This window comes from Nocardioides sp. GCM10027114 (genome assembly GCF_042659625.1).
Lineage (GTDB): Bacteria > Actinomycetota > Actinomycetes > Propionibacteriales > Nocardioidaceae > Nocardioides.
On record NZ_JBHSSS010000029.1, the window covers coordinates 109,114 to 131,757 of the forward strand.

The 22,644-nt window shown below is 73.5% G+C and carries 22 protein-coding genes; 16 read left to right on the plus strand and 6 right to left on the minus strand.

Features of this window, described 5'->3' with window-relative positions; translation table 11 throughout:
* Positions 1-2 precede the first annotated feature (2 nt).
* The 5 genes from ACFP2E_RS17300 to ACFP2E_RS17320 are packed head-to-tail and all read left to right on the plus strand — an operon-like array spanning position 3 to position 4,285.
* Positions 3-1,094, plus strand: a complete 1,092-nt coding sequence (locus ACFP2E_RS17300; protein WP_378524413.1) for a FecCD family ABC transporter permease — start codon at positions 3-5, stop codon at positions 1,092-1,094.
* A complete protein-coding gene (locus tag ACFP2E_RS17305; protein WP_378524412.1) occupies positions 1,091-1,912 on the plus strand; it encodes an ABC transporter ATP-binding protein in 822 nt (273 codons plus the stop codon). The genes ACFP2E_RS17300 and ACFP2E_RS17305 overlap by 4 nt, the downstream gene beginning before the upstream one ends.
* Entirely contained in the window at positions 1,909-2,475 is a 567-nt protein-coding gene (locus ACFP2E_RS17310) for a bifunctional adenosylcobinamide kinase/adenosylcobinamide-phosphate guanylyltransferase (RefSeq protein WP_378524411.1), read from the plus strand. The genes ACFP2E_RS17305 and ACFP2E_RS17310 overlap by 4 nt, the downstream gene beginning before the upstream one ends.
* Complete coding sequence (gene cobT / locus ACFP2E_RS17315; RefSeq protein WP_378524410.1) at positions 2,472-3,521, plus strand: nicotinate-nucleotide--dimethylbenzimidazole phosphoribosyltransferase; 1,050 nt, start codon at positions 2,472-2,474, stop codon at positions 3,519-3,521. Before ACFP2E_RS17310 ends, cobT begins: the two co-directional genes overlap by 4 nt.
* Positions 3,518-4,285 (plus strand): adenosylcobinamide-GDP ribazoletransferase, encoded by a 768-nt coding sequence (locus tag ACFP2E_RS17320; RefSeq protein ID WP_378524409.1) that lies wholly within the window; start codon positions 3,518-3,520, stop codon positions 4,283-4,285. Before cobT ends, ACFP2E_RS17320 begins: the two co-directional genes overlap by 4 nt.
* Positions 4,286-4,288: 3 nt before the next feature.
* Here the strand turns inward: ACFP2E_RS17320 and ACFP2E_RS17325 are convergent, their stop codons facing one another.
* From ACFP2E_RS17325 to ACFP2E_RS17340, 4 genes are all read right to left on the minus strand, one after another.
* A complete protein-coding gene (locus ACFP2E_RS17325) occupies positions 4,289-5,452 on the minus strand; it encodes a PQQ-dependent sugar dehydrogenase (RefSeq protein WP_378524408.1) in 1,164 nt (387 codons plus the stop codon).
* Between the two features lie 7 nt (positions 5,453-5,459).
* On the minus strand, positions 5,460-6,485 hold the full coding sequence (locus tag ACFP2E_RS17330; RefSeq protein ID WP_378524407.1) for an alpha/beta fold hydrolase: 1,026 nt from the start codon (positions 6,483-6,485) through the stop codon (positions 5,460-5,462).
* Positions 6,486-6,583: 98 nt separating this feature from the next.
* On the minus strand, positions 6,584-6,811 hold the full coding sequence (locus ACFP2E_RS17335; RefSeq protein ID WP_378524406.1) for a hypothetical protein: 228 nt from the start codon (positions 6,809-6,811) through the stop codon (positions 6,584-6,586).
* A 132-nt stretch (positions 6,812-6,943) separates the two neighbouring features.
* Positions 6,944-7,798: a DMT family transporter gene (locus ACFP2E_RS17340; protein ID WP_378524405.1), complete on the minus strand. Its 855-nt coding sequence runs from the start codon at positions 7,796-7,798 to the stop codon at positions 6,944-6,946.
* A gap of 151 nt (positions 7,799-7,949) precedes the next feature.
* Here ACFP2E_RS17340 and ACFP2E_RS17345 point away from each other — a divergent pair, with 151 nt between their 5' ends.
* The 4 genes from ACFP2E_RS17345 to ACFP2E_RS17360 all read left to right on the plus strand — a co-directional run bounded on the left by ACFP2E_RS17345 (position 7,950) and on the right by ACFP2E_RS17360 (position 12,661).
* The gene (locus tag ACFP2E_RS17345; RefSeq protein WP_378524404.1) at positions 7,950-9,038 is read left to right on the plus strand and encodes a WD40/YVTN/BNR-like repeat-containing protein; all 1,089 of its coding nucleotides are present in this window, start codon (positions 7,950-7,952) and stop codon (positions 9,036-9,038) included.
* Entirely contained in the window at positions 9,035-9,493 is a 459-nt protein-coding gene (locus tag ACFP2E_RS17350; RefSeq protein WP_378524403.1) for an SRPBCC family protein, read from the plus strand. Before ACFP2E_RS17345 ends, ACFP2E_RS17350 begins: the two co-directional genes overlap by 4 nt.
* A gap of 162 nt (positions 9,494-9,655) precedes the next feature.
* Positions 9,656-11,359 carry a dihydroxy-acid dehydratase gene (ilvD, locus tag ACFP2E_RS17355; protein ID WP_378524402.1) on the plus strand — a complete coding sequence of 568 codons (1,704 nt, stop codon included), beginning with the start codon at positions 9,656-9,658 and terminating at the stop codon, positions 11,357-11,359.
* Between the two features lie 66 nt (positions 11,360-11,425).
* Complete coding sequence (locus tag ACFP2E_RS17360; protein ID WP_378524401.1) at positions 11,426-12,661, plus strand: kynureninase; 1,236 nt, start codon at positions 11,426-11,428, stop codon at positions 12,659-12,661.
* Here ACFP2E_RS17360 and ACFP2E_RS17365 read toward each other — a convergent pair.
* Positions 12,627-13,349: a Pr6Pr family membrane protein gene (locus tag ACFP2E_RS17365; RefSeq protein WP_378524400.1), complete on the minus strand. Its 723-nt coding sequence runs from the start codon at positions 13,347-13,349 to the stop codon at positions 12,627-12,629. The two genes, ACFP2E_RS17360 and ACFP2E_RS17365, sit on opposite strands and share 35 nt — an antisense overlap.
* Before the next feature lie 87 nt (positions 13,350-13,436).
* On the opposite strand from ACFP2E_RS17365, the gene ACFP2E_RS17370 reads away from it, so the two are divergent.
* From ACFP2E_RS17370 to ACFP2E_RS17395, 6 genes are all read left to right on the plus strand, one after another.
* Entirely contained in the window at positions 13,437-13,853 is a 417-nt protein-coding gene (locus ACFP2E_RS17370; protein ID WP_378524399.1) for a VOC family protein, read from the plus strand.
* Positions 13,850-14,542, plus strand: coding sequence for a VOC family protein (locus tag ACFP2E_RS17375; RefSeq protein ID WP_378524398.1), 693 nt, complete (start codon positions 13,850-13,852; stop codon positions 14,540-14,542). Before ACFP2E_RS17370 ends, ACFP2E_RS17375 begins: the two co-directional genes overlap by 4 nt.
* A gap of 302 nt (positions 14,543-14,844) precedes the next feature.
* Positions 14,845-16,617: an acetolactate synthase large subunit gene (locus tag ACFP2E_RS17380; protein ID WP_378524397.1), complete on the plus strand. Its 1,773-nt coding sequence runs from the start codon at positions 14,845-14,847 to the stop codon at positions 16,615-16,617.
* A complete protein-coding gene (gene ilvN / locus ACFP2E_RS17385; protein ID WP_378524396.1) occupies positions 16,614-17,156 on the plus strand; it encodes an acetolactate synthase small subunit in 543 nt (180 codons plus the stop codon). The genes ACFP2E_RS17380 and ilvN overlap by 4 nt, the downstream gene beginning before the upstream one ends.
* Before the next feature lie 54 nt (positions 17,157-17,210).
* The gene (ilvC, locus tag ACFP2E_RS17390; protein ID WP_378524395.1) at positions 17,211-18,239 is read left to right on the plus strand and encodes a ketol-acid reductoisomerase; all 1,029 of its coding nucleotides are present in this window, start codon (positions 17,211-17,213) and stop codon (positions 18,237-18,239) included.
* A gap of 123 nt (positions 18,240-18,362) precedes the next feature.
* Positions 18,363-19,082, plus strand: coding sequence for a DsbA family oxidoreductase (locus tag ACFP2E_RS17395; RefSeq protein ID WP_378524394.1), 720 nt, complete (start codon positions 18,363-18,365; stop codon positions 19,080-19,082).
* 13 nt (positions 19,083-19,095) lie between these two features.
* Here the strand turns inward: ACFP2E_RS17395 and ACFP2E_RS17400 are convergent, their stop codons facing one another.
* Positions 19,096-20,760, minus strand: coding sequence for an ABC-F family ATP-binding cassette domain-containing protein (locus tag ACFP2E_RS17400; RefSeq protein ID WP_378524393.1), 1,665 nt, complete (start codon positions 20,758-20,760; stop codon positions 19,096-19,098).
* A 280-nt stretch (positions 20,761-21,040) separates the two neighbouring features.
* Here ACFP2E_RS17400 and serA point away from each other — a divergent pair, with 280 nt between their 5' ends.
* Positions 21,041-22,627 (plus strand): phosphoglycerate dehydrogenase, encoded by a 1,587-nt coding sequence (serA, locus tag ACFP2E_RS17405; RefSeq protein WP_378524392.1) that lies wholly within the window; start codon positions 21,041-21,043, stop codon positions 22,625-22,627.
* Positions 22,628-22,644: the final 17 nt, after the last annotated feature.

Below are 22,644 nucleotides of genomic sequence, written 5' to 3' on the forward strand. Positions count from 1 at the left end.
CCATGACCGTCGACCTCGCCGGAGGCGCGCAGCGCGCGACCGGGCGCGAGCGCGCCGCGGGCCGCTCCGCCGCCCGGCCGCGCCTGCGGCGCGCCAAGATCGGCCTCGGCGTGCTCGCCTGCCTGGCGGCTGCCCTGGTCGCATGCCTCGTGGGCCCGGCGGGCCTCAGCGCGTCCGGCGTGCTCCTCGAGCTGCTCGACGCCGTGCCCGGTGTGGAGGTCGACTCCGGGATGACGCTGACCCAGCAGGCCATCTTCTGGGAGATCCGGCTGCCGCGGGTGGTGCTCGGCGTGCTGGTCGGCGCCATGCTCGCCGCGGCCGGGACGGCGTACCAAGGCGTCTTCCGCAACCCGCTCGCCGACCCGTACCTGCTGGGTGTCTCCAGCGGCGCCGCGCTTGGCGCGACCATCGGGATCGTCGCCGGGGGCGGCGTCGGACCGGTCGGCATCCCGCTGCTGGCGTTCGCCGGGGGGCTGCTCGGCGTCGCGGCGACGTACATGCTCGGCAGCACGGTGGGTGGCGGACGGGGCGCCGTGGTGATCGTGCTGGCCGGTGTCGCGGTGGGGTCCTTCTTCAACGCGATCCAGAACTTCGTCCAGCAGCAGTACGACGACTCGCTGCTCTCGGTCTACTCGTGGATGCTCGGCCGGCTCAGCACCGACGGCTGGTCCGACGTCGTGATCGCACTGCCGTACGTCGTGCTCACCTGCACCGTGATCCTGCTCCACCGTCGGGTGCTCGACGTGATGGCGGTGGGCGACGTCGAGGCGGCGAGCCTCGGCGTCGACCCGGCCCGCGTCCGGCTGCTGCTGGTGGTCACCGCCACGCTGGGCACCGCCGCGGTGGTCAGCGTGAGCGGGCTGATCGGCTTCGTGGGCATCGTGGTGCCGCATGCCGTGAGGCTGCTCTTCGGCGCCGCGCACCACACCCTGCTGCCGCTCGCGCTGCTGCTGGGTGCGGCGTTCCTGGTCCTCGCAGACGTGGTCGCCCGCACCGCGCTGGCGCCGGCCGAGGTACCGATCGGCGTGGTCACCGCCATGGTGGGGGCGCCGTTCTTCCTGGTCGTGCTGCGACGACACCGGGGGGCGCTGTGAGCACCCCGCTGACCACCTCCAGCCTGCCCGGCGCCGGTGGCTCGCCCGCGCTGGAGTGCCGCGGAGTGTCGGTGGTGCGCGGTGCCAACCGGGTGGTGCGCGACGTCGACCTCGTGGTCGGGTCGGGTGACTGGGTCGCGGTGGTCGGACCGAACGGCGCGGGCAAGACGTCGCTCCTGCACGCCGTCGCGGGCCTGATCCCTGCAACCGGGGAGCTGAGCGTCGGGGGCATCGACCCGGGCGTCGCCCCGCGCCGCCAGGTGGCCCGGGTGGTCGCCCTGATGCCGCAACGACCCGTGGTGCCCGAGGGCACCACGGTGCGGGAGCTGGTCGCGCTCGGCCGCACGCCGCACCGGGGCCGCTTCGGCACCGAGCGCGCGGCCGACCGTGTCGCCGTCGAGCGGACGCTCGAGCGGCTCGAGCTCGGCGACCTCGCCGACCGGCCGGCGCTCGGACTGTCCGGCGGCGAGCTGCAACGGGTCGTGCTGGGTCGCGCCCTCGCCCAGGAGCCGCGGGTGCTGCTGCTGGACGAGCCCACCAGCGCGCTGGACATCGGCCACCAGCAGAGCGTGCTCGACCTGGTCAACCAGATGCGGCTTCAGGACGAGCTGACGGTCGTCGCCGCCATGCACGACCTCACGCTGGCCGGCCAGTACGGCCAGCGGGTGGTGCTGCTGCACCAGGGCCGGGTCGTCGCCGACGCGAGTCCGCACGAGGTGCTGCGACCGGTGGCGCTGGCGGAGGTGTACGGCGCACGCGTCGAGGTCCTCCAGCGGGCCGCCGGCCCGGCGGTGCTGCCGCTGCGGGGGGAGCGATGAGCGGCGCACCGGCGGCGCGCACCCTGGTGCTGGGCGGGGCCCGGTCCGGCAAGTCCCGCCACGCGCAGCGACTCCTGGCCGGCGAGCCCGAGGTGCTGTACGTCGCGCCGGGACCGGTCCCCGACGACGCCGACTCCGACTGGGCCAACCGGGTTGCCCGGCACCAGAGCGACCGCCCCGACGGCTGGACCACCCTCGAGACGACCGGCGTGGCCGCCGCGCTGGCGTCTGCCCGCTGCCCGGTGCTCGTGGACTGCCTCGCCACGTGGCTCGCCGCGGTCATGGACACCGCAGGTGCGTGGCAGTCGGTGGACGGAGACACGCACTGGCAGGGCGGCGTCGAGACCGAGGTGAGCCGTCTGCTGGACGCGTGGCAGTCGACGACGGTCCCCGTGGTCGCGGTCAGCAACGAGGTGGGGTTCGGCGTGGTGCCGGGCACCCGCTCCGGTGTGTTGTTCCGCGACGCCCTGGGTCGGCTCAACCAGCAGGTCGCCGACCTGAGCGACGACGTACGCCTGGTGGTTGCCGGGCGGGTCCTCCGACTTGAAGGGGAACGGGCATGACGAGCGCAGCGAGGATCGACGGCGACGCGGCGGAGGCCGCGCGGGCCAGGGTGGACGGGCTGGCCAAGCCACTCGGTGCCCTGGGCCGGCTCGAGGACGCGATGGTCTGGCTGGCCGGGGTGCAGGGGACGGCCTCGCCGCGCCCGCCGGCCGAGGTGGCGGTCGTCGTCTTCGCCGGTGACCACGGCGTCAGTGCCGACCGGGTCGTGTCCGCCTATCCGCGCCAGGTGACCGGGCTGATGGTCCGTGAGTTCCTGCGCGGTGGCGCCGCGGTGAACGTGCTCGCCCGGGCGCACGGCGCGCGGGTGCAGGTTCTCGACGTCGCCGTCGACGACGACCTCACGGGCACCCCCGAGGCGGTTCGCCGCCACAAGGTGCGCCGCGGTTCCGGAGCCATCCACCGCGAGGACGCCCTCACTTCGGACCAGGTGGAGGAGGCGCTGCACGCCGGTCGCACGGTGGCCGACGAGGAGATCGACGCCGGTGCCGACCTGCTGGTGCCCGGCGACATGGGGATCGGCAACACCACGGTGGCGGCGGCGCTGGTCGGCACCGCGCTGGGGCTCGAACCCGCCCAGGTGGTCGGCCGCGGCACCGGCGTCGACGACGCCACCTGGCGTGGCAAGCGCGACGTGGTGGCCGCTGCCATCGAGCGCGGCCGCCCGTACCGCGAGGACCCGGCGGCACTGCTGCGCACGATCGGGAGCGCCGACCTGGCGGCGGGGGTCGGGTTCCTGGTCCGCGCCGCCGAGCGAGGCACGCCGGTGCTGCTCGACGGCGTGATCTCCGGTGCCTGCGCGGTGCTGGCAGACCGGATGCTTCCGGGTGCGCGGGCATGGTGGTGCGCCGGGCACCGCTCGACCGAGCCTGCGCACCGCCTCGCCCTCGAGTCGCTGGGGCTGGCTCCGTTGCTCGACCTCGATCTCCGGCTCGGCGAGGCGAGCGGGGCACTGGCGGCGCTGCCGCTGCTGCGGACCGCCGCGACGCTGCTGGCGGGGATGGCAACACTCGACTCGGTGACCGGGGCGGCGGCGATGGCCGAGTGAACGCCGTCGCCGCCGGTGCGCGGCTCGCGGTCGGCACGCTCACGGTGATGCCGGTGCGGCCACCGGCTCGCGTCGACCGGCGGGTCGGCGGGATCGCGATGGCGTTGGCCCCGCTGGCGGTCGTGCCGGTGGCGGCCGGCGCCGGGCTCGTGGTGTGGTTGGGAGACCTCGTCCAGGCGCCGCCCCTGCTCGTGGCCGTGGCGGTGGTGGCGGTGCTGGCCCTCGGCTCCGGGGGGCTCCACCTCGACGGCCTCGCCGACAGCGCCGACGGGCTGGCCGTGCCCGGTGACCGGGACCGGCGGCTGCAGGTGATGCGGGCCGGGGACGTCGGGCCGGTGGGTGCCGTGACCCTGCTCCTCGTGGTGCTGGCCCAGGTGGCGGCGCTGGCCGACGTCGTCTCCCGAGGCGAGACCGTCGCGGCAGCGGGGAGCGTCGTCGTGGCCGTGGTGGCCAGCCGGGTCGCCGTCACAGCCGCCTGCACCCACGGCATCCCCGCTGCGCGGGACGACGGACTGGGCAGCGCGGTCGCGGGGACCGTGCCCGCACCTGTCACGGTGGTGGCGCTGTCGGTGGTGGCCGTCTGCGCGTTCGCGGTCGACGGCGGTCACGGCCTTGCGGGTGTGGCTGTGGCCGGCGTGGCCACCACGTTGCTGCTGCTACGGGCGCGGAGCCGTCTCGGGGGTGTCACCGGGGACGTGCTGGGTGCCTGCGTCGAGCTCGCGCTGGTCGGCTACCTGGTGGCCCTGGTGGTCCTCCCGGGCTGACCGCTAGCCCGGGTCGACCACCAGGATCCGGTCGTCGCTGGGAGCGGGGTTGCCGCGGCCGTCGCGGTTGGACGTGGTGAGCCACAGCGTGCCGTCCGGGGCGGCCACGACCGTGCGGAGCCGGCCGTACTCGCCGACGAAGAAGTCGGTGGGGTCCGAGGCCTTGCCGCCCGACACGTCGATGCGCCACAGCCGCTGGCCGCGCAGCGCCGCCAGCCACAGGTGGCCGTCGAGGTGGGCGAGCCCCGACGGGGAGGCCTCGGAGACCTCCCACACCACCTGTGGGTCGGTGAGGTCCCCGCCCTGGCCCGGGCCCTCAGTCATCGGCCAGCCGTAGTTGGCTCCGCCCTCGACCAGGTTCAGCTCGTCGAAGATGTTGGAGCCGAACTCCGAGGCCCAGAGTCGGTCGCGGTCGTCGAACGCGAGGCCCTGCACGTTGCGGTGGCCCCACGACCAGACGGGGGAGTCGGGGTCGGGGTTGCCGGGGGCGGGTTCGCCGTCGGGGGTGATCCGCAGGATCTTGCCGCCGAGCGAGTCGAGGTCCTGGGCGAGCTCGGGCTGGCCGATCTCGCCGGTGCTGGCGTAGAGATAACCGTCGGGGCCGAACTCGAGGCGGCCGCCGTCGTGGATGAAGCCGTTGGGGATGCCGGCGAGCACGACCTCGAGCGACCCCAGCCGGTCGTCGCGGAGCCGGCCGCGGAGGATCCGGTTGTCCTCCGGCGTCGTCACGTAGAGGAAGACGGTGCGGTCCTCCTCGAAGTCGGGGGAGACCGCGACGCCGAGCAGCCCGGCCTCGCCCTGGGGGGCGGCCTGGCCGACGGTGCCGGCCACGGTGACGTCCCCGTCCCCGGACACGATCAGGACGCGGCGGCGGTCGCGCTCGGTGACGACGGCCCGGCCGTCGGGCAGGAAGTCGAGGCCCCACGGCACGGCCAGCCCGTCGGCCACGACCCGTACGACGCGAGGCGGGCCGGCCGGCTTCTCGGTCGCGTCGTCGGTCGGGCTGCCCGAGGGGCTTCCGCTCGCGGGGTCGCCGGTGGGAGTGGGCGACGACGGGGTCGCGGTCACCGTCGTCGACGGCTCCGGGGCGGTGTCGGAGCAGCCTCCGAGCAGGAGCGCGCCGACCAGCAGCCCGGCCGACCAGCGACCGGGGCGCGAGGCGGGCACCCGCACCTCAGGCCCCGTCCAGGGCTTCCCCGACCGGACCGGCGTCGTTCCCGCCGTCCCATCCGTCCTGCTCGTCCTCCGGCTCGTCCTGCTCGGCGTGGACACGGTCGAGGAACTCGCGCAGCAGGTCGTGGACCTCGTGCGAGCGCTCCATCTGCAGGAAGTGGCTGCCGCACAGCTCGACGTACGTCGCGTCGGCGAGCCGCGCCGCGGCGGTGGCCATGTGGCGCGGGCCTGCGAGCAGGTCCCAGGTCCCCGCGACCAGCATCACCGGGACGTCGATGTCGCGCAGCGACACCCGGGCGTGCTCGCTGGTGCGCAGGGCGAGGTGGAAGTACCACTCGACCGGGGTGGCCAGGAACTCCCGCACGGCACGTGCCGTGAGGTCGGGGTCGGTGACCGGCAGCATGAAGCCGGTGTGGCTGAGCAGCGTGATGGCGTGCCGGCCCACCGGGAGGCGGGTGGTGACCGGCGAGATGACCCGGCCGCCCAGCTTGAGGGCGCGGGCGGCGTTGACAGTGAGGGCGCGCGCAGCGATCCGCGGCAGCCGGAGCGGGCCCAGCATGGTGGAGAACGTGTCGCCGGGCACCCCGGCGACCGCGAAGAGGCCCCGGACCCGCTCCGGGTGGCGGACCGCGAGCTCGAACATCGTGTTGACGCCCATCGACCAGCCGAGCAGGACGGCCCGGTCGATGCCGAAGTGGTCCATGACGGACAGCGCGTCCTCGACGAACTCCTCGATGCCGACCCGCCTCGGGTCGGTCGGGCGGTCGGAGCCGCCGGTGCCGCGGTGGTTCCACGACACGACCCGGACCTCGCAGTCGGGCGCGAGCAGCGACGGCCAGGTCCACGGGTTGGTGCCGAGCCCGTTGCAGAGCACGACGGTGGGGCCGTCCAGCAGGCCGTCGGGGTCGTTGGTCCAGGCGCGCAGCCGGGTGCCGTCGTCGGACAGCACGTCGTGGAACGTCACGGCCCCGTCGGTCTCGGGGGCCTCGGGCCCGGGGATGTCGGGGGTGGGCCGGGGGGCAGGCATGCCCGAATTGTGCCCGAGCGGCCGTGGTGGGTGGGACAGGTGTGGTGGAGCCCACCGCGGCCCGGCACGGGGACCCACGACGAGCGACTCGTCGGCCTTCAGCCGCGAACCACCCCCGCCGCTGCGCCACGGGAGCCGGCACGCGCAGTCCTCGGTGCGCGCGACTGGCCCCCGTAGCGGGCGGCGAACAGCTCCTCCACTTCCTGGTGCTCCCGGCGCCGCTGCGTAAGGGCGCTCGAGGCGATCATCGCGTTGCGACGCGAGCCCTGCTGCGAGGACTCGGCCCAGCGTCGGACCACCCGGAGGTCGAGGAACGGAAGGAGCACGGGCACGACGCTAGGAGCCGACTGCGACACCTTGGTCAAATGCACGTGACGATCGTGTGAACTGGGTCACTTCCTGTCAAGGGCCTGCCGGGCAAAGACTTCGATCCGGATCGCCCGCCCGCTGGTCGTCGGTCAGTCGGGAGCGGGCTCGGTGATCACCCGACTGGACCGGGTGGCGCCGACGCTGGCGACCACGACGCACGCCATCGCCAGCCACTGCGTGGGCGAGAGCAGCTCCTGGAGCACGATGATGCCGGCCAGCGCGGCGGCCGCCGGCTCGAGGCTCATGAGGATCCCGAAGACGGCCGGCCGGATCCGGCGCAGCGCCGTGATCTCGAGGCTGTAGGGGATGACGGAGCTCAGCAGCCCGACCGCGGCGCCGAGCAGCAGCAGCCGCGGGTCGAGGAACGTCGTACCGGCGGTGGCGAACGCGGCGGGCGTGAGCAGGACGGTCGCCACCACGCTGGCGACGGCGAGACCGTCGAGGCCCGGCCAGCGCCGCCCGGTCTGTGCGCTGAGCAGGATGTACGCCGCCCAGGCGGCGCCGGCGACCACCGCGAACAGGACACCCAGCAGGTCGAGGTCCGCACGCTCGAAGCCCAGCAGCAGCACCCCGAGCCCGGCGAGCCCGACCCAGGCGAGGTCGCGGGGCCGCCGGGAGCCGAGGGTCGCGACCGCGAGTGGGCCGATGAACTCGATGGTGACCGCGAGCCCCAGCGGGATCCGGGCGAACGACTGGTAGATCGCCCAGTTCATGGTGCCGAGGCTCAGGCCGAAGCCGAGGGCGACCATCCAGTCCGCCCTGGTCCGGCCGCGCAGCACGGGCCGCGCGATCGCGGCGAGCACGACGGCGCTGGTGACCAGCCGTAGCCAGACCATGGCCGTCGGGGTGATCTCGTCGAACAGCGTCTTGGCGACGCCGGCGCCGAACTGCACCGAGAGGATGCCGCCCAGCACCAGCCAGACCGGTGAGATTCGCGCGCGCACCGGGTCAATCTAGGTGGACCGACCCCGGGGGCCGGGATGGCCCCGACGGATCTGGTCACCGTCGGTGGACGGTGTGAGGATGCCGTCAAGGGGGCTGCGCCCGGGATTGCGGCACGAGCGACGAGCGACGCGAGACGAGGACGGGAGAGCGATGGGCACGATCGTGATGGCGGGGACGCGCAAGGGGATGTGGCTCGGCTCGTCCGACGACGCCCGCGAGGACTGGCACTGGACCGGCCCCCACTTCGACATGGAGGAGGTCTACTCCTGCCTCGTCGACACCCGCGGCGAGCGGGTCCGGCTGCTGGCGGGCGCGTCCTCGAGCTGGCTGGGGCCGCAGGTGTGGCGCTCCGACGACCTCGGCGCGACCTGGCATGAGACCCCGGGCGGCGCGGTCCGCTTCCCGGAGGGCACGGACGCGACGGTGTCCCGGGTCTGGCAGCTCGCCGCCGGCGCCGAGCCCGGAGTCGTCTGGGCCGGGACCGAGCCCGGCGCGGTCTGGCGGTCCACCGACGCCGGCGAGACGTTCGCCCTCGAGCGCAGCCTGTGGGACCACCCGCACCGCCCGGAGTGGAGCGAGGGCTACGGCGGGCAGGCGTTCCACACGGTCCTGCCGCACCCGACCGACCCCGCCTCGGTCACCGCCGCCATCTCGACCGGCGGCGTCTACCAGACCAACGATGGCGGTGCCTCGTGGGAGCCGCGCAACCAGGGGATCCGCGCGGAGTTCCTGCCCGAGGGGCAGCAGTACCCCGAGTTCGGCCAGTGCGTCCACAAGGTCGCCCGGCACCCGTCGCGACCCGACCGGCTCTTCCTGCAGAATCACGGCGGCGTCTACCGCTCCGACGACCACGGCGCCTCCTGGCAGTACATCGCCGACGGCCTGCCCTCCGACTTCGGGTTCGGGCTCGCGGTCCACCCCCACCAGCCCGACACCCTGTACGTCTTCCCGATCGGCGGCGGCGACCGCCGCTACCCGCCGGACGCGCGGGCGCGGGTCTGGCGGTCCCGTGACGCGGGGGAGTCCTGGGAGGAGCTGGCCAAGGGCCTGCCGGACACCTTCTACGTCGGCGTGATGCGGGACGCCCTCTGCGTCGACGACCACGACCTCGCCGGGGTCTACTTCGGCGCCCGCAACGGGTCGGTCTGGGGGTCCGCCGACGAGGGCGACACGTGGCGCGCGCTCATCGAGGACCTTCCCGACGTCCTGGTCGTCCGCGCTGCGAGGATCGGCGCATGAGCTCCTACGAGGTTGCCCGCTCCACCACGATCGCCGCACCGCCGGCCGAGGTGCAGGCCCTGGTCGACGACTTCCATGCCTGGACCCGCTGGTCGCCGTGGGAGGACATCGACCCCGACGTCCACCGCACGTACGCCGGCCCCGATCGCGGCGTCGGCGCCCGCTACGCGTGGAAGGGCAACCGCAAGGCCGGCGAGGGCGCCATGGAGGTCATCGCCTCGACGCCCGAGCGGGTCGAGATCGACCTCGCCTTCCTCAAGCCGTGGAAGGCCACCAGCGACGTGGCGTTCGAGCTCGCCCCGACCGCCGGCGGCACCGAGGTCACCTGGCGGATGCGCGGCGAGCAGACCGGCCTCGCCGGTGTCATCGCGCGGCTCCTGCCCATGGAGAAGATGCTCGCCAAGGACTTCGACAAGGGCCTCGCCCGCCTCAAGGCCGTCGCCGAGAACGCCTGACCTTCTCGGGTTTGCCGGATAGTTCGTGACGTTCGGGTCGCCCGGAGCCCGGATCTGTGACCCGGACGTCACGAACTATCGGTGCCGACGGCCCGCGGTCGCGGAGTCTCAGCAGCCGCGGACCCACGGCAGCCGGCCGGCCGCGGTCAGTAGGCTCCTCGCATGGCCGACGAGCAGCAGACCTCTCCCACTCAGCCGGACATCAAGCCCCGCTCCCGCGACGTCACCGACGGCCTCGAGCGGGCCGCCGCCCGCGGCATGCTGCGCGCGGTCGGGATGGGTGACGAGGACTTCGCGAAGCCGCAGATCGGCGTGGCCTCGAGCTGGAACGAGATCACCCCCTGCAACCTGTCCCTCGACCGGCTGGCGAAGGCCGTCAAGAACGGCGTGCACGCCGCCGGGGGCTACCCGCTCGAGTTCGGCACCATCTCGGTCTCCGACGGCATCTCGATGGGTCACGAGGGCATGCACTTCTCGCTGGTCTCCCGCGAGGTGATCGCCGACTCGGTCGAGACCGTGATGATGGCCGAGCGGCTCGACGGCTCGGTGCTGCTCGCCGGCTGCGACAAGTCGCTGCCCGGCATGCTGATGGCCGCTGCCCGGCTCGACCTCGCCTCGGTCTTCCTCTACGCCGGCTCGATCATGCCCGGCCAGGTCGACGGCCGCGAGGTGACGATCATCGACGCCTTCGAGGCCGTCGGCGCCTGCATGGCCGGGAAGATGACGCGCGAGGAGGTCGACAAGATCGAGCGGGCGATCTGCCCGGGCGAGGGCGCGTGCGGCGGCATGTACACCGCCAACACGATGGCCTCCGTCGCCGAGGCGCTCGGCATGTCCCTGCCGGGCTCGGCCGCGCCGCCTGCCGTGGACCGCCGTCGCGACGGCTTCGCGCACCGGTCGGGCGAGGCGGTCGTGGGCATGCTGCGCCAGGGCATCACCGCCCGCCAGATCATGACGAAGGAGGCGTTCGAGAACGCCATCGCCGTCGTGATGGCGCTGGGCGGCTCGACGAACGCCGTCCTCCACCTGCTCGCGATCGCCCGTGAGGCCGAGGTCGACCTCACCCTCGACGACTTCAACCGCGTCGGCGACCGGGTCCCGCACCTCGGTGACCTCAAGCCGTTCGGCCGGTTCGTCATGAACGACGTCGACAAGATCGGCGGCATCCCCGTCGTCATGAAGGCGCTCCTCGACGCCGACCTCATGCACGGCGACTGCCTCACGGTCACCGGCCGGACCATGGCCGAGAACCTCGAGGCGCTCAACCCCGCCTCGGTCGACGGGGAGGTCATCCGCCGGCTCTCCGAGCCGATCCACGCGACCGGCGGCCTGACGATCCTCAAGGGCACGCTCGCCCCGGAGGGCGCGGTCGTGAAGTCCGCAGGCTTCGACGAGTCCGTGTTCGAGGGCACCGCCCGGGTCTTCGACGGCGAGCGCGCCGCGATGGACGCGCTCGAGGCCGGCCGCATCGTCGCCGGCGACGTGGTCGTCATCCGCTACGAGGGCCCCAAGGGCGGCCCCGGCATGCGCGAGATGCTCGCCATCACCGGCGCCATCAAGGGCGCCGGGCTGGGCAAGGACGTGCTGCTGCTGACCGACGGCCGTTTCTCCGGCGGCACCACCGGCCTCTGCGTCGGGCACGTCGCCCCCGAGGCGGTCGACGCCGGCCCCATCGCCTTCGTGCGCGACGGTGACCGGATCCGGCTCGACGTCGCCGGCCGCACGCTCGACGTCGACGTGGACGACGAGGAGCTGGCCGCGCGTCGCGAGGGGTGGACGCCGAACGAGCCCAAGTACACCCGCGGCGTGCTCGGCAAGTACGCCAAGGTGGTGCAGAGCGCCGCCCACGGGGCGATCTGCGGCTGACGGCGCCCTCGAGCCGACCGGGCGACCGGGGGAGCGGCGCGCCCACAGGTGGGATAGAAACGTCCCGTGGCCCCGACCGACCCCGCTGACCTGGATCCCGCAGCCCTCGACCGGGCGGACCCGCTGGCCCACCTGCGCAAGCGGTTCGTGGGCGCGGAGACCCCGCTCGTCTACTTCGACGGCAACTCGCTCGGCCGGCCGCTGCTGCAGACCGAGCGGACGCTGGCCGACTTCACCACCGGGGAGTGGGGCGAGCGGCTGATCCGCGGCTGGGACGAGCGCTGGTTCGACCTTCCGCTGACGATGGGCGACCGGCTCGGCCGGGTGTGCCTCGGGGCCGCGCCGGGCCAGGTCTCGATCGGCGACTCCACGACCGTGCTGCTCTACAAGCTGGTGCGGGCCGCGGTGGCCGCCCGCCCGGGCCGCGACGAGATCGTCATCGACCGCGACAACTTCCCGACCGACCGGTACGTCGTCGAGGGCATCGCCGCCGAGCGTGGCCTTCAGGTCCGGTGGGTCGACGTCGACCCGGAGGCGGGCGTCACGGCGGAGCTGCTCGCGGCGGCCGTCGGCGAGCGCACGGCGGTCGTGGTCCTCAGCCACGTGGCGTACCGATCTGCGTGGCTGGCAGACGGCGCCGAGCTCACGCGCATCGCCCACGACGCCGGCGCCCTCATGCTGTGGGACCTCTCCCACTCGGTGGGCTCCGTGCCGCTCGCGCTGGACGAGTGGCAGGTCGACCTCGCCGTCGGCTGCGGCTACAAGTACCTCAACGGCGGCCCCGGCGCGCCCGCCTTCCTGTACGTCGCCGAGCGCCACCTCGACTCGCTGACCCAGCCGATCCAGGGCTGGATGGGGGCCCGCGACCCGTTCCTGATGGGGCCCGTCTACACCCCCACCCACGGCGTCCGGCGGTTCCTCAGCGGCACCCCGCCCATCGTCGGGATGCTGCCGATGGGAGACATGCTGGCCTGCCTCGAGGAGGTCGGCATGCCGGCCGTGCGCGAGAAGTCCGTGGCCCTGACGTCGTACGCCGTGGAGCTGGCCGACGAGCTGCTCGCCGACCTCGGCGTCACGGTCGCCTCGCCCCGTGACCCGGCGCGCCGCGGCGGTCACGTCACGCTCCACCACCCCGCCATGCGCGAGGTCGTGGCCGCGCTGTGGACCCGCGACGTGATCCCGGACTACCGGGACCCCGGCGGCCTCCGGGTGGGGCTGTCGCCGCTGTCGACGTCGTTCGCGGAGGTGCGGACCGGCCTCGAGCGGGTCAGGGAGCTGCTCGCCGAGCTGGCGGACGACTGACCGCCGGCTCGTCCGCGGGCTCGCCGGCCGGAGCCGGCGCCATCCGGCGGTCCAGGGAGACCGCGCCGGCCAGCAGCGCCACGAACAGGCCCGTGATCACGACGCAGGTCACCGCCACCGCGGCGGCGCCGCCCTCGGCCGGGTCGAGGAACGGGTAGGGGTACCACCCGGTCAGCGCCCCGACCGCCAGCGTCCACGCCAGCCAGCCCACCGGCCACAGCAGCGCCAGCGCCGCGGTCCGGGCCGAGAAGCGCGGACGCGGCCCGGCGAGCAGCCACCCGGCGATGGCCAGCAAGGGCACGGCGAGGTGCAGCAGCTTGTCGGCCACCAGCGAGGCGCCCTCGAGGTCCAGCAGCGGCCGCAGCAGCACGAAGTGCACCAGTCCGGTGACGGTGATGCCGACCAGGCCGGCGAGGCGGAGGACCCGCCAGCCGTCGCCGTCACGGGTGGGGTCCCGCGCGAGGGTGACCGCGGCGACCGCGACCAGCAGGTTGCTCTGGATCGTGAAGTAGGAGACCAGCCTCCCCATCCGGGTCCAGAACCCCGGCGGGTCCACCTCCACCAGCGTGGCGGCGCCGCTGGCGCTGAGCACGAGCTGCAGCAGGAGGGCGGCCACGGCGACGACGGCGGTGACCAGGTGCAGGGACCGGGCCGGGCCCACGCGGAGGGGGACTGGTGCGAGCGACATGGCCGGCAGCCTAGGAGTGCGGGGTGCCGGCTCGCACGGCTTCGCGAGGGGTGTCGGCGGGCGTCCCCACGTGGCAGGGTGACGGCCATGGACCAGCGGCTGAGCTTCGTCACCCTGGCGGTGCGCGACCTCGGGGCCACGCGCGCCTTCTACGTGGACGGGCTCGGCTGGAAGCCGGCGTTCGAGGAGCCGGGCGAGGTGCTCATGTTCATGGCGGGGCCGCAGCTGGTGCTGTCGCTGTGGGCCGAGGCGGCCTTCGAGGAGGAGGTCGGCCCGATCGCCCGAGGCGACGGCGTGCAGCCGTTCACGCTGGCCCACAACGTGGCGACGCGCGAGGAGGTCGACGAGGTGCTCGCCCTCGCCGGCCGGGCCGGCGCCGACCCGGTGCGCGACGCGATCGACCGCGACTGGGGTGGCTACTCCGGCTACTTCGGCGACCCGGACGGCTTCCGCTGGGAGGTCGCGTGGAACCCCGGACCAATCGGACAGGAGGTGCTGCCGTGACCGACGCGCCAGACACAGAGGGACAGCCGGATCCGAAGCGCGTGCTGACCACCGCCGAGGTGGCCGCGGAGCTGCTCGAGGACTGGGCGGTGCTGCTCCGCACCCTCGGCGGCTGCTTCCTGACCGGCGGGTTCCAGAAGGGGCTGCCCCTGGTCGCCGCGATCGGCGAGATCGCCGAGGAGATGAACCACCACCCCGACGTCGACCTGCGCTACGGCGCGGTGCACGTGCGCGCCACCAGCCACGACGTCGGTGGCATCACCTCGCGCGACGTCGAGCTCGCCCGGCGGGTCAGCGAGGCCGCGGGCCGGCTCGGCGCCGAGCCCGACCTCGCGCGCGTGCAGTCCCTGGAGCTGGCGCTGGACACCCCCGACCATGCGAGGGTGAAGGACTTCTGGGCCGCGCTGCTGGGGATGAGACCGACCAGGGACGTCGACGACGAGGTCAGCGACCCGTCCGGCGTGCTGCCCACGCTGTGGTTCCAGCAGACCGACCCGCACGAGGCGCCCCGGCAGCGCTTCCACCTCGACATCACGGTGCCGGCCGACCTCGCGGAGGGCCGCGTGCGCGCGGCGCTCGAGGCTGGTGGGACACTGGTGAGCGACGAGCGGGCGCCCGCGTTCTGGGTGCTCGCCGATGCCGACGGCAACCGGGCCTGCGTCTGCACCGCCCTGGGGCGCGACAACTGACCGACCCGTCGCGGACGACCCGGTGACCCGCACCACGTTCAGGGACACATCGTGGGACAGCCGTCCCGAATGCTGGGACGCCTGACAGAATCGGGTTGACGGCAGCGAGCCGGACGACGACGGTTGGTCGCATGCGCACGGACATCCTTGTACGCACGCGACGCGTGGGTTGAGTCAGACGACGACCCGTCCACGCGTCACCCCTCGTTGCCCGCTCGGGCCGAGGGGTTTTTTGTTGGGCTGATGAAGTGGGACCAGGTGGCTCTTCGACGGAGAGCCGGGAGCGAGCAGGAAGCAGGGCGATGAGCGAGACCACGGGCACACCGGTCACCGGGGCCCAGAGCCTGATCATGTCGCTGGAGGCGGCCGGCGCCGAGAACGTCTTCGGCATCCCCGGCGGCGCGATCCTGCCGGCGTACGACCCCCTCATGGACAGCCGGATCCGTCACATCCTGGTGCGCCACGAGCAGGGGGCCGGCCACGCCGCCCAGGGGTACGCCGCCGCGACGGGCAAGGTGGGGGTCTGCATGGCGACCTCCGGCCCCGGGGCGACCAACCTGGTGACGCCGCTGGCGGACGCCCACATGGACTCGGTCCCGCTCGTCGCGGTCACCGGCCAGGTCGGTGCCAGCATGATCGGTACCGACGCCTTCCAGGAGGCGGACATCCGCGGCATCACGATGCCGATCACCAAGCACAACTTCCTGGTCACCGACCCGGCCGACATCCCGCGGACCGTCGCCGAGGCGTTCTACATCGCCTCCACCGGCCGCCCCGGCCCGGTGCTGGTCGACGTCGCCAAGTCGGCGCTGCAGGCGACCACGTCGTTCGAGTGGCCCACCGAGCTCAGCCTCCCCGGCTACCGCCCCGTCACCCGGCCCCACAGCAAGCAGATCCGCGAGGCCGCCAAGCTGATCCTCGAGTCGCGGCGCCCGGTGCTCTACGTCGGCGGCGGCACGATCCGCGCCGGGGCGTCGAAGGAGCTGCGGGTCCTCGCCGAGCTCACCGGCCTCCCCGTCGTCACCACGCTGATGGCCCGGGGGGCCTTCCCCGACTCCCACCCCCAGCACCTCGGCATGCCCGGCATGCACGGCACCGTCGCCGCGGTCGCGGGGCTGCAGCGCAGCGACCTGATCATCAGCCTCGGCGCCCGGTTCGACGACCGGGTCACCGGCAACCTCGACTCGTTCGCGCCCGGCGCCAAGGTCATCCACGCCGACATCGACCCGGCCGAGATCGGCAAGAACCGCGCCGTCGACGTCCCGATCGTGGGCGACTGCCGCGAGGTCATCAGTGACCTGGTCGTGGCGCTCGAGGCCGAGGCAGCCGCCGGCAACACCGGCGACTACGAGGGCTGGGTCGACTTCCTGGCCCGCATCAAGAAGAAGTACCCCCTCGGCTACGACGCGCCCGCCGACGGCACCCTCGCCCCGCAGTACGTCATGGAGCGGCTCGGCGCGATCGCCGGCCCGGAAGCCGTCTACTGCGCGGGCGTCGGGCAGCACCAGATGTGGGCCGCGCACTTCGTCGGCTACGAGAACCCCAACACGTGGCTCAACTCCGGCGGCCTCGGCACCATGGGTTACGCCGTCCCGGCGGCGATGGGCGCCAAGGTCGGTCGGCCCGACACGACGGTGTGGGCGATCGACGGCGACGGCTGCTTCCAGATGACCAACCAGGAGCTCGCCACCTGTGCCATCAACAACATCCCGATCAAGGTGGCGGTGATCAACAACGAGTCGCTCGGCATGGTCCGGCAGTGGCAGACGCTCTTCTACAACGAGCGCTACTCCAACACCGACCTGCACTCCAAGCGGATCCCCGACTTCGTGAAGCTGGCCGAGGCCTACGGCTGCGTCGGCCTGTCCTGTGACAGCCCGGCCGACGTCGACGCCACGATCCGCAAGGCGATGGAGATCGACGACGCGCCGGTCGTGGTCGACTTCCGGGTCCACCGCGACGCCATGGTGTGGCCGATGGTGGCCGCCGGCACCAGCAACGACGACATCAAGTACGCCCGCGACCTGGCCCCCCAGTTCGACGAGGTCGAGGACGACTGGGAGGTTCGAGCATGAGCAAGCACACCCTGAGCGTGCTCGTCGAGAACAAGCCGGGCGTGCTGGCCCGCATCGCCGGGCTGTTCAGCCGCCGCGGCTTCAACATCGACTCGTTGGCCGTGGGCCCGACCGAGCACGAGGAGATCTCGCGGATGACCATCGTGGTCAACGTCGCGGACTCCCCGCTCGAGCAGGTCACCAAGCAGCTCAACAAGCTGGTCGAGGTCATCAAGATCGTCGAGCTCGACGGTCCGGCCTCCGTCAACCGTGAGCTGCTGCTGGTGAAGGTCAAGGCCGACACCCAGACCCGCGGCCACGTCCTGGACGCCGTCCAGCTGTTCAAGGCGCGCGTCGTCGACGTCGCGCCGGACGCCGTCACGGTGGAGATCACCGGCAACTCCGAGAAGCTCGCCGGCTTCCTCAAGGTGCTCGAGCCCTTCGGGATCCGCGAGCTCGTCCAGTCCGGGATGGTCGCCATCGGCCGCGGCTCCCGGTCGATCAGCGAGCGGACCCTGCGGCCCGTCCCGATCCCCGCCCCGCCGGCCGTCAACGGCTGAGCACAGATCCACCCCGAACCCCCAGCGTCACCCCACCAGAAGGAGAGAGCCCCCGTGGCTGAGATGTTCTACGACGACGACGCCGACCTGTCCCTGATCCAGGGCAAGAACGTGGCCGTCCTGGGCTACGGCAGCCAGGGCCACGCCCACGCCCTGTCGCTGCGCGACTCCGGCGTCGACGTCCGTGTCGGCCTGCCCGAGGGGTCGAAGTCGCGCGAGAAGGCCGAGGCCGAGGGCCTGCGCGTCCTCACCCCGGCCGAGGCGGTCGAGGAGTCCGACGTCATCGTCATCCTCGCCCCCGACCACGTGCAGCGGAAGCTGTACGCCGAGGCGGTCGAGCCCAACATCACCGCCGGCGACACCCTCGTCTTCGGCCACGGCTTCAACATCCGCTTCGGCTACATCACCCCGCCGGAGGGCGTCGACGTCTTCATGGTCGCCCCCAAGGGCCCCGGCCACCTCGTCCGTCGGGAGTACGTCGACGGCCGCGGCGTCCCGGTGCTGGTCGCCGTCGAGAAGGACGCCTCCGGCAAGGCCTGGGACCTCGCGCTCTCCTACGCGAAGGCCATCGGCGGCCTGCGCGCCGGCGGCATCAAGACGACGTTCACCGAGGAGACCGAGACCGACCTCTTCGGCGAGCAGGCCGTGCTCTGCGGCGGCGCCAGCCAGCTGGTCATGTACGGCTTCGAGACCCTCATCGAGGCCGGCTACCAGCCCGAGGTCGCCTACTTCGAGTGCCTCCACGAGCTGAAGCTCATCGTCGACCTGATGTACGAGGGCGGCATCGCCAAGCAGCGGTGGTCGGTCTCCGACACCGCCGAGTACGGCGACTACGTCTCCGGTCCGCGCGTCATCACGCCGGACGTGAAGGAGAACATGAAGGCCGTCCTCGAGGACATCCGCAACGGCGCCTTCGCCAAGCGGTTCATCGACGACCAGGACGCCGGCGCCCCCGAGTTCAAGGAGCTGCGCGCCAAGGGCGAGCAGCACCCCATCGAGACCACCGGCCGCGAGCTCCGCAAGCTGATGGCGTGGGTCAAGAGCCACGACTCCGACTACACCGAGGGCACCGCCACCCGCTGAGCCCCCGCCGAGCTGCCACCAGTTTCCGCGCACGCGGACAACTGGTGGCAGCTCGGCGCCATTTCTGGGGGAACTGGTGGCAGCCCGCGGAATAGGTGGGAGCGGTCCGGGGTTGCCCGGACCATGCGCATCGACATCTGGTCCGACGTGGTCTGCCCGTGGTGCTACGTCGGCAAGCGACGGCTCGAGGCCGCGCTCGCCGACTTCGGGCACGCCGATGAGGTCGAGGTCGTCTGGCACTCCTTCCAGCTCGAGCCCGGCGCGCCGACGGCGCCCACGCAGTCGCTGGCCGAGCACCTCGGCCGCAAGTACGGCGGTGGCCCCGACGCGGGCCGGCAGATGATCGACCGGATGGAGGCCGTGGCCGCCGAGGCCGGCCTGCTGTTCGGGCTCCACCGCGCGCTGCCGGTCGGCACCGGTGACGCCCACCGGCTGCTGCACCTCGCGCTCGACGAGGGCGGCCCCGCGCTGCAGGGCCGGCTCAAGGAGGCCCTGCTGTCGGCGTACTGCGTGGAGGCGCGCAACGTCGCTGACCACGACGTCCTGCGCGACGTGGCCACCGGCGCCGGCCTCGACGCCGCCCGGGTCGACGAGGTCCTCGGCTCGCACGCCTACGCCGACGCCGTGCAGACGGACATCGACCAGGCCCACGCGTACGGTGCGAGCGGCGTCCCGTTCTACGTCGTCGACGGCCGGTACGGCGTCTCCGGCGCCCAGCCGTCCGAGACCTTCGCCGCGGTGCTCCGGCGCGCGTGGGACGAGCGGGTCCCCAGCCTCCAGCTCGTCGGCGACGCGGGCTCCGCGGACGGCGAGGTGTGCGGCCCCGACGGCTGCACCCCCTGACCCGACGCTCCGCTCAGCGGAGCACGTCGTCGGCGACCACCCTGCCGCCGGCGAGCGTGACGCGCCGGTCGACGCCGACCTCCTCGAGGAACCGCCGGTCGTGGCTCACCACGACCAGCGTGCCGTCGAAGCCCGCGACCGCCGCCTCGAGCTGCTCGACCGCGGCGACGTCGAGGTGGTTGGTGGGCTCGTCGAGCACCAGCAGGTTGACCGCCCGGGCCTGGAAGACGGCCAGCAGGGCGCGGGTGCGCTCGCCGAGGGACAGGCTGCGTGAGGGGCGGTCGACGTGCTCGGCGCCGAGGCCGAACTTCGCCAGCAGGGTGCGCACCTCGCCACGGTCCGGGGCCGTGCTGGCGCCATCAGCGAGCTCACGCCGGACCACCTCGACCACCGGGTCGTCGGTCTCGAGGAGCCGGCGCCGCTGGTCGACGACGCCGACCCGGACCCGGCCGCCGAGGGCCTGGCGCCCCGACACCGGCGCGAGCGTCCCCAGGAGCCCCGCCAGCAGCGTGCTCTTGCCGCTGCCGTTGTCGCCCGCGAGGGCGAGCCGCTCGCCGCGCGCGAGGACGAGGTCGACCGGCCCGAGCCGGAAGTCGCCGCGCTCCAGCACCGCCGCGTCGAGCGTCGCCACCACCTCCGCGGACTCAGGACCCGCCGCGAGCGAGTAGCGCAGCTGCCACTCCTTGCGCGGCTGCTCGACCACGTCGAGCCGCTCGGCCGCCCTGGACAGCCGTGCCGACCGGGCCCCCTGCCGGTCGGCCCGGGCCCGGAACTTCTCGCGCGCGTGCTTGTCGTCGCTGCCCTTGAGACCCAGCGCGACGCTGCGCCGCCCGCGCTCGGCCCATCCCGCGCGTTGTCGGGCCTGCTGCTCGAGGTGGTCGCGCTCCCCGGCGTACTGCTCGTAGGCCTCCCACGCCTGGCGCCGCCGCAGCGCCCGCTCCTCGGCGTACGCCGACCAGCCGCCGGCGTGGTGGTGCACCGTGCCCTGGGGCAGGTCGAGCTCCACCACCCGGGTGGCGACGGCGTCGAGGAAGGCGCGGTCGTGGCTGGCGACCAGGACCGGGCCGCGGTGCCCGGCCACCACCTCCTCGACGAGGGCCGTGCCGCGCGCGTCGAGGTCGTTGGTCGGCTCGTCGAGCAGCAGCACGTCGTGGCGGCTGAGCAGGACCGCCACCAGCGTGGCGCGGGCGGCCTGACCGCCCGACAGCGAGCCGAGCGGCCGGTCCGGGTCGACGTCGAGGCCGGACCGGGAGGCCACCTCCGGCAGCCGCTCGTCCAGGTCGGCGGCGCCGAGGCCAAGCCAGCGCTCCAGAACGTCGGCGTACTCCGCGTCCGCGCCCGGCGATCCCGCGGCGAGCGCGTCGGCCGCGGCCTCCAGCCGGGCGTCGGCGGCCGCCACGCCGGTGCGCCGGCGCGCGTAGTCGCGCAGCGACTCCGCCGGGTCGGGCGGCACCTGGGGGAGCCAGCCGAGCGTGGCGTCGGCGGGGGAGAGCCGCACCGCGCCGGACTCGAGCGGGAGCTCCCCGACGAGGGTGCGCAGCAGGGTGGACTTGCCGGAGCCGTTGGGGCCGACGAGGGCGACGACGTCGCCGTCGGCGACGACGAGGTCGAGGCCGTCGACGAGCGTGCGCGGGCCGGCGGCGACCACGAGGTCGCTGAGGGCGAGGGTGGTGGACATGCTGCTCCTGGGGCTGACGAGGGACCGCGCGGTGCGCGGCGGGGCGGCGTCAGGAGTGGTCCACGCCCCGGACCCTAGGCGGCGGCCCGGGGTCTCCGCCACGGGTTTTCGGGACGCCACCGGCCGGCACCGTCCGGGCCGGGCGTCGGTCGCTGGGACGGCCGCGCGCCCGAGCCTCGTGTCTTGTACGCTGGCCGGGCGCACAGCGTCGTGCCCCGCCCTGCTCCCCAGCCGGAGCTGGAGCCGTCCCACTCCACCGACCATGATCGAGGGAACCGCTGTGACCAAGCCTGTCGTCCTGATCGCCGAAGAGCTCAGCCCGGCCACCGTCGAGGCGCTGGGCCCCGACTTCGAGATCCGCCAGTGCAACGGCGCCGACCGCGCCGAGCTGCTGCCGGCCATCGCGGACGTCGACGCGATCCTCATCCGCTCCGCCACGAAGGTCGACGCCGAGGCCCTCGCGGCCGCGAAGCGGCTGACCGTCGTCGCTCGTGCGGGCGTCGGCCTCGACAACGTCGACGTGAAGGCCGCGACCCAGTCGGGCGTCATGGTCGTCAACGCGCCGACGTCCAACATCGTCTCGGCCGCCGAGCTCGCCGTTGCGCTGATGCTGGCCGCCGCCCGCCACGTCTCCCCGGCGCACGCCGCCCTCAAGAACGGCGAGTGGAAGCGCTCGAAGTACACCGGCATCGAGCTCTACGAGAAGACCGTCGGCATCGTCGGTCTCGGCCGCATCGGCGTCCTCGTGGCGCAGCGGCTGTCGGCGTTCGGCATGAAGGTGATCGCCTACGACCCCTACGTCCAGGCGGGCAGGGCGGCGCAGATGGGCGTGCGGCTCGTCGACCTCGACACCCTGCTCGAGGAGGCCGACTTCATGTCGGTCCACCTGCCCAAGACCCCGGAGACGCTGGGCCTCATCGGCGAGGAGCAGCTCCACAAGGTCAAGCCGTCGCTGGTGCTGGTCAACGCCGCCCGCGGCGGGATCGTCGACGAGGCCGCGCTCTACGCCGCGCTCAAGGAGGGCCGCGTCGCCGCGGCGGGCCTCGACGTGTTCGCCAAGGAGCCCTGCACGGACAGCCCGCTCTTCGAGCTCGACAACGTCGTCGCCACCCCCCACCTCGGTGCCTCGACCGACGAGGCCCAGGAGAAGGCCGGCGTCGCCGTCGCCCGCTCGGTGCGCCTCGCGCTCTCGGGCGAGCTCGTGCCCGACGCGGTCAACGTCCAGGGCGGCGTCATCGCCGAGGACGTGCGCCCGGGCCTGCCGCTCACGGAGAAGCTCGGCCGGATCTTCACCGGCCTCGCCGGCGAGGTCGCCGTGCAGCTCGACGTCGAGGTGCGCGGCGAGATCACCGAGTACGACGTGAAGGTGCTCGAGCTGGCCGCCCTCAAGGGCGTCTTCTCCGACATCGTCGAGGACCCGGTCTCCTACGTGAACGCGCCGCTGCTCGCGGCCGAGCGCGGCACCGCCGTCCGACTGGTGACGGAGCCCGAGAGCCCCGACCACCGCAACCTGATCACCCTGCGCGGCACCCTCGCGAGCGGCGAGCAGGTCTCGGTCAGCGGGACGCTGATCGGCATCTCGCAGCGGGAGCGGCTGGTCGAGGTCAACGGCTTCGACATGGACATCGAGCCCACCGACCACCTCGCGTTCTTCACCTACGAGGACCGGCCCGGCATGGTCGGCACGGTCGGCGGCATCCTCGGTGAGGCGGGCGTCAACATCGCCGGCATGCAGGTCTCGCGCGACCAGCAGGGCGGCCACGCCCTCGTTGCGCTGTCGGTCGACACCGCCATCCCGCACGACACGCTCGCCGAGATCGAGCACGCCATCAACGCGATCTCGGTGCGGGGCGTCGACCTCGACTGAGGCTCCTCGGGGGGCTC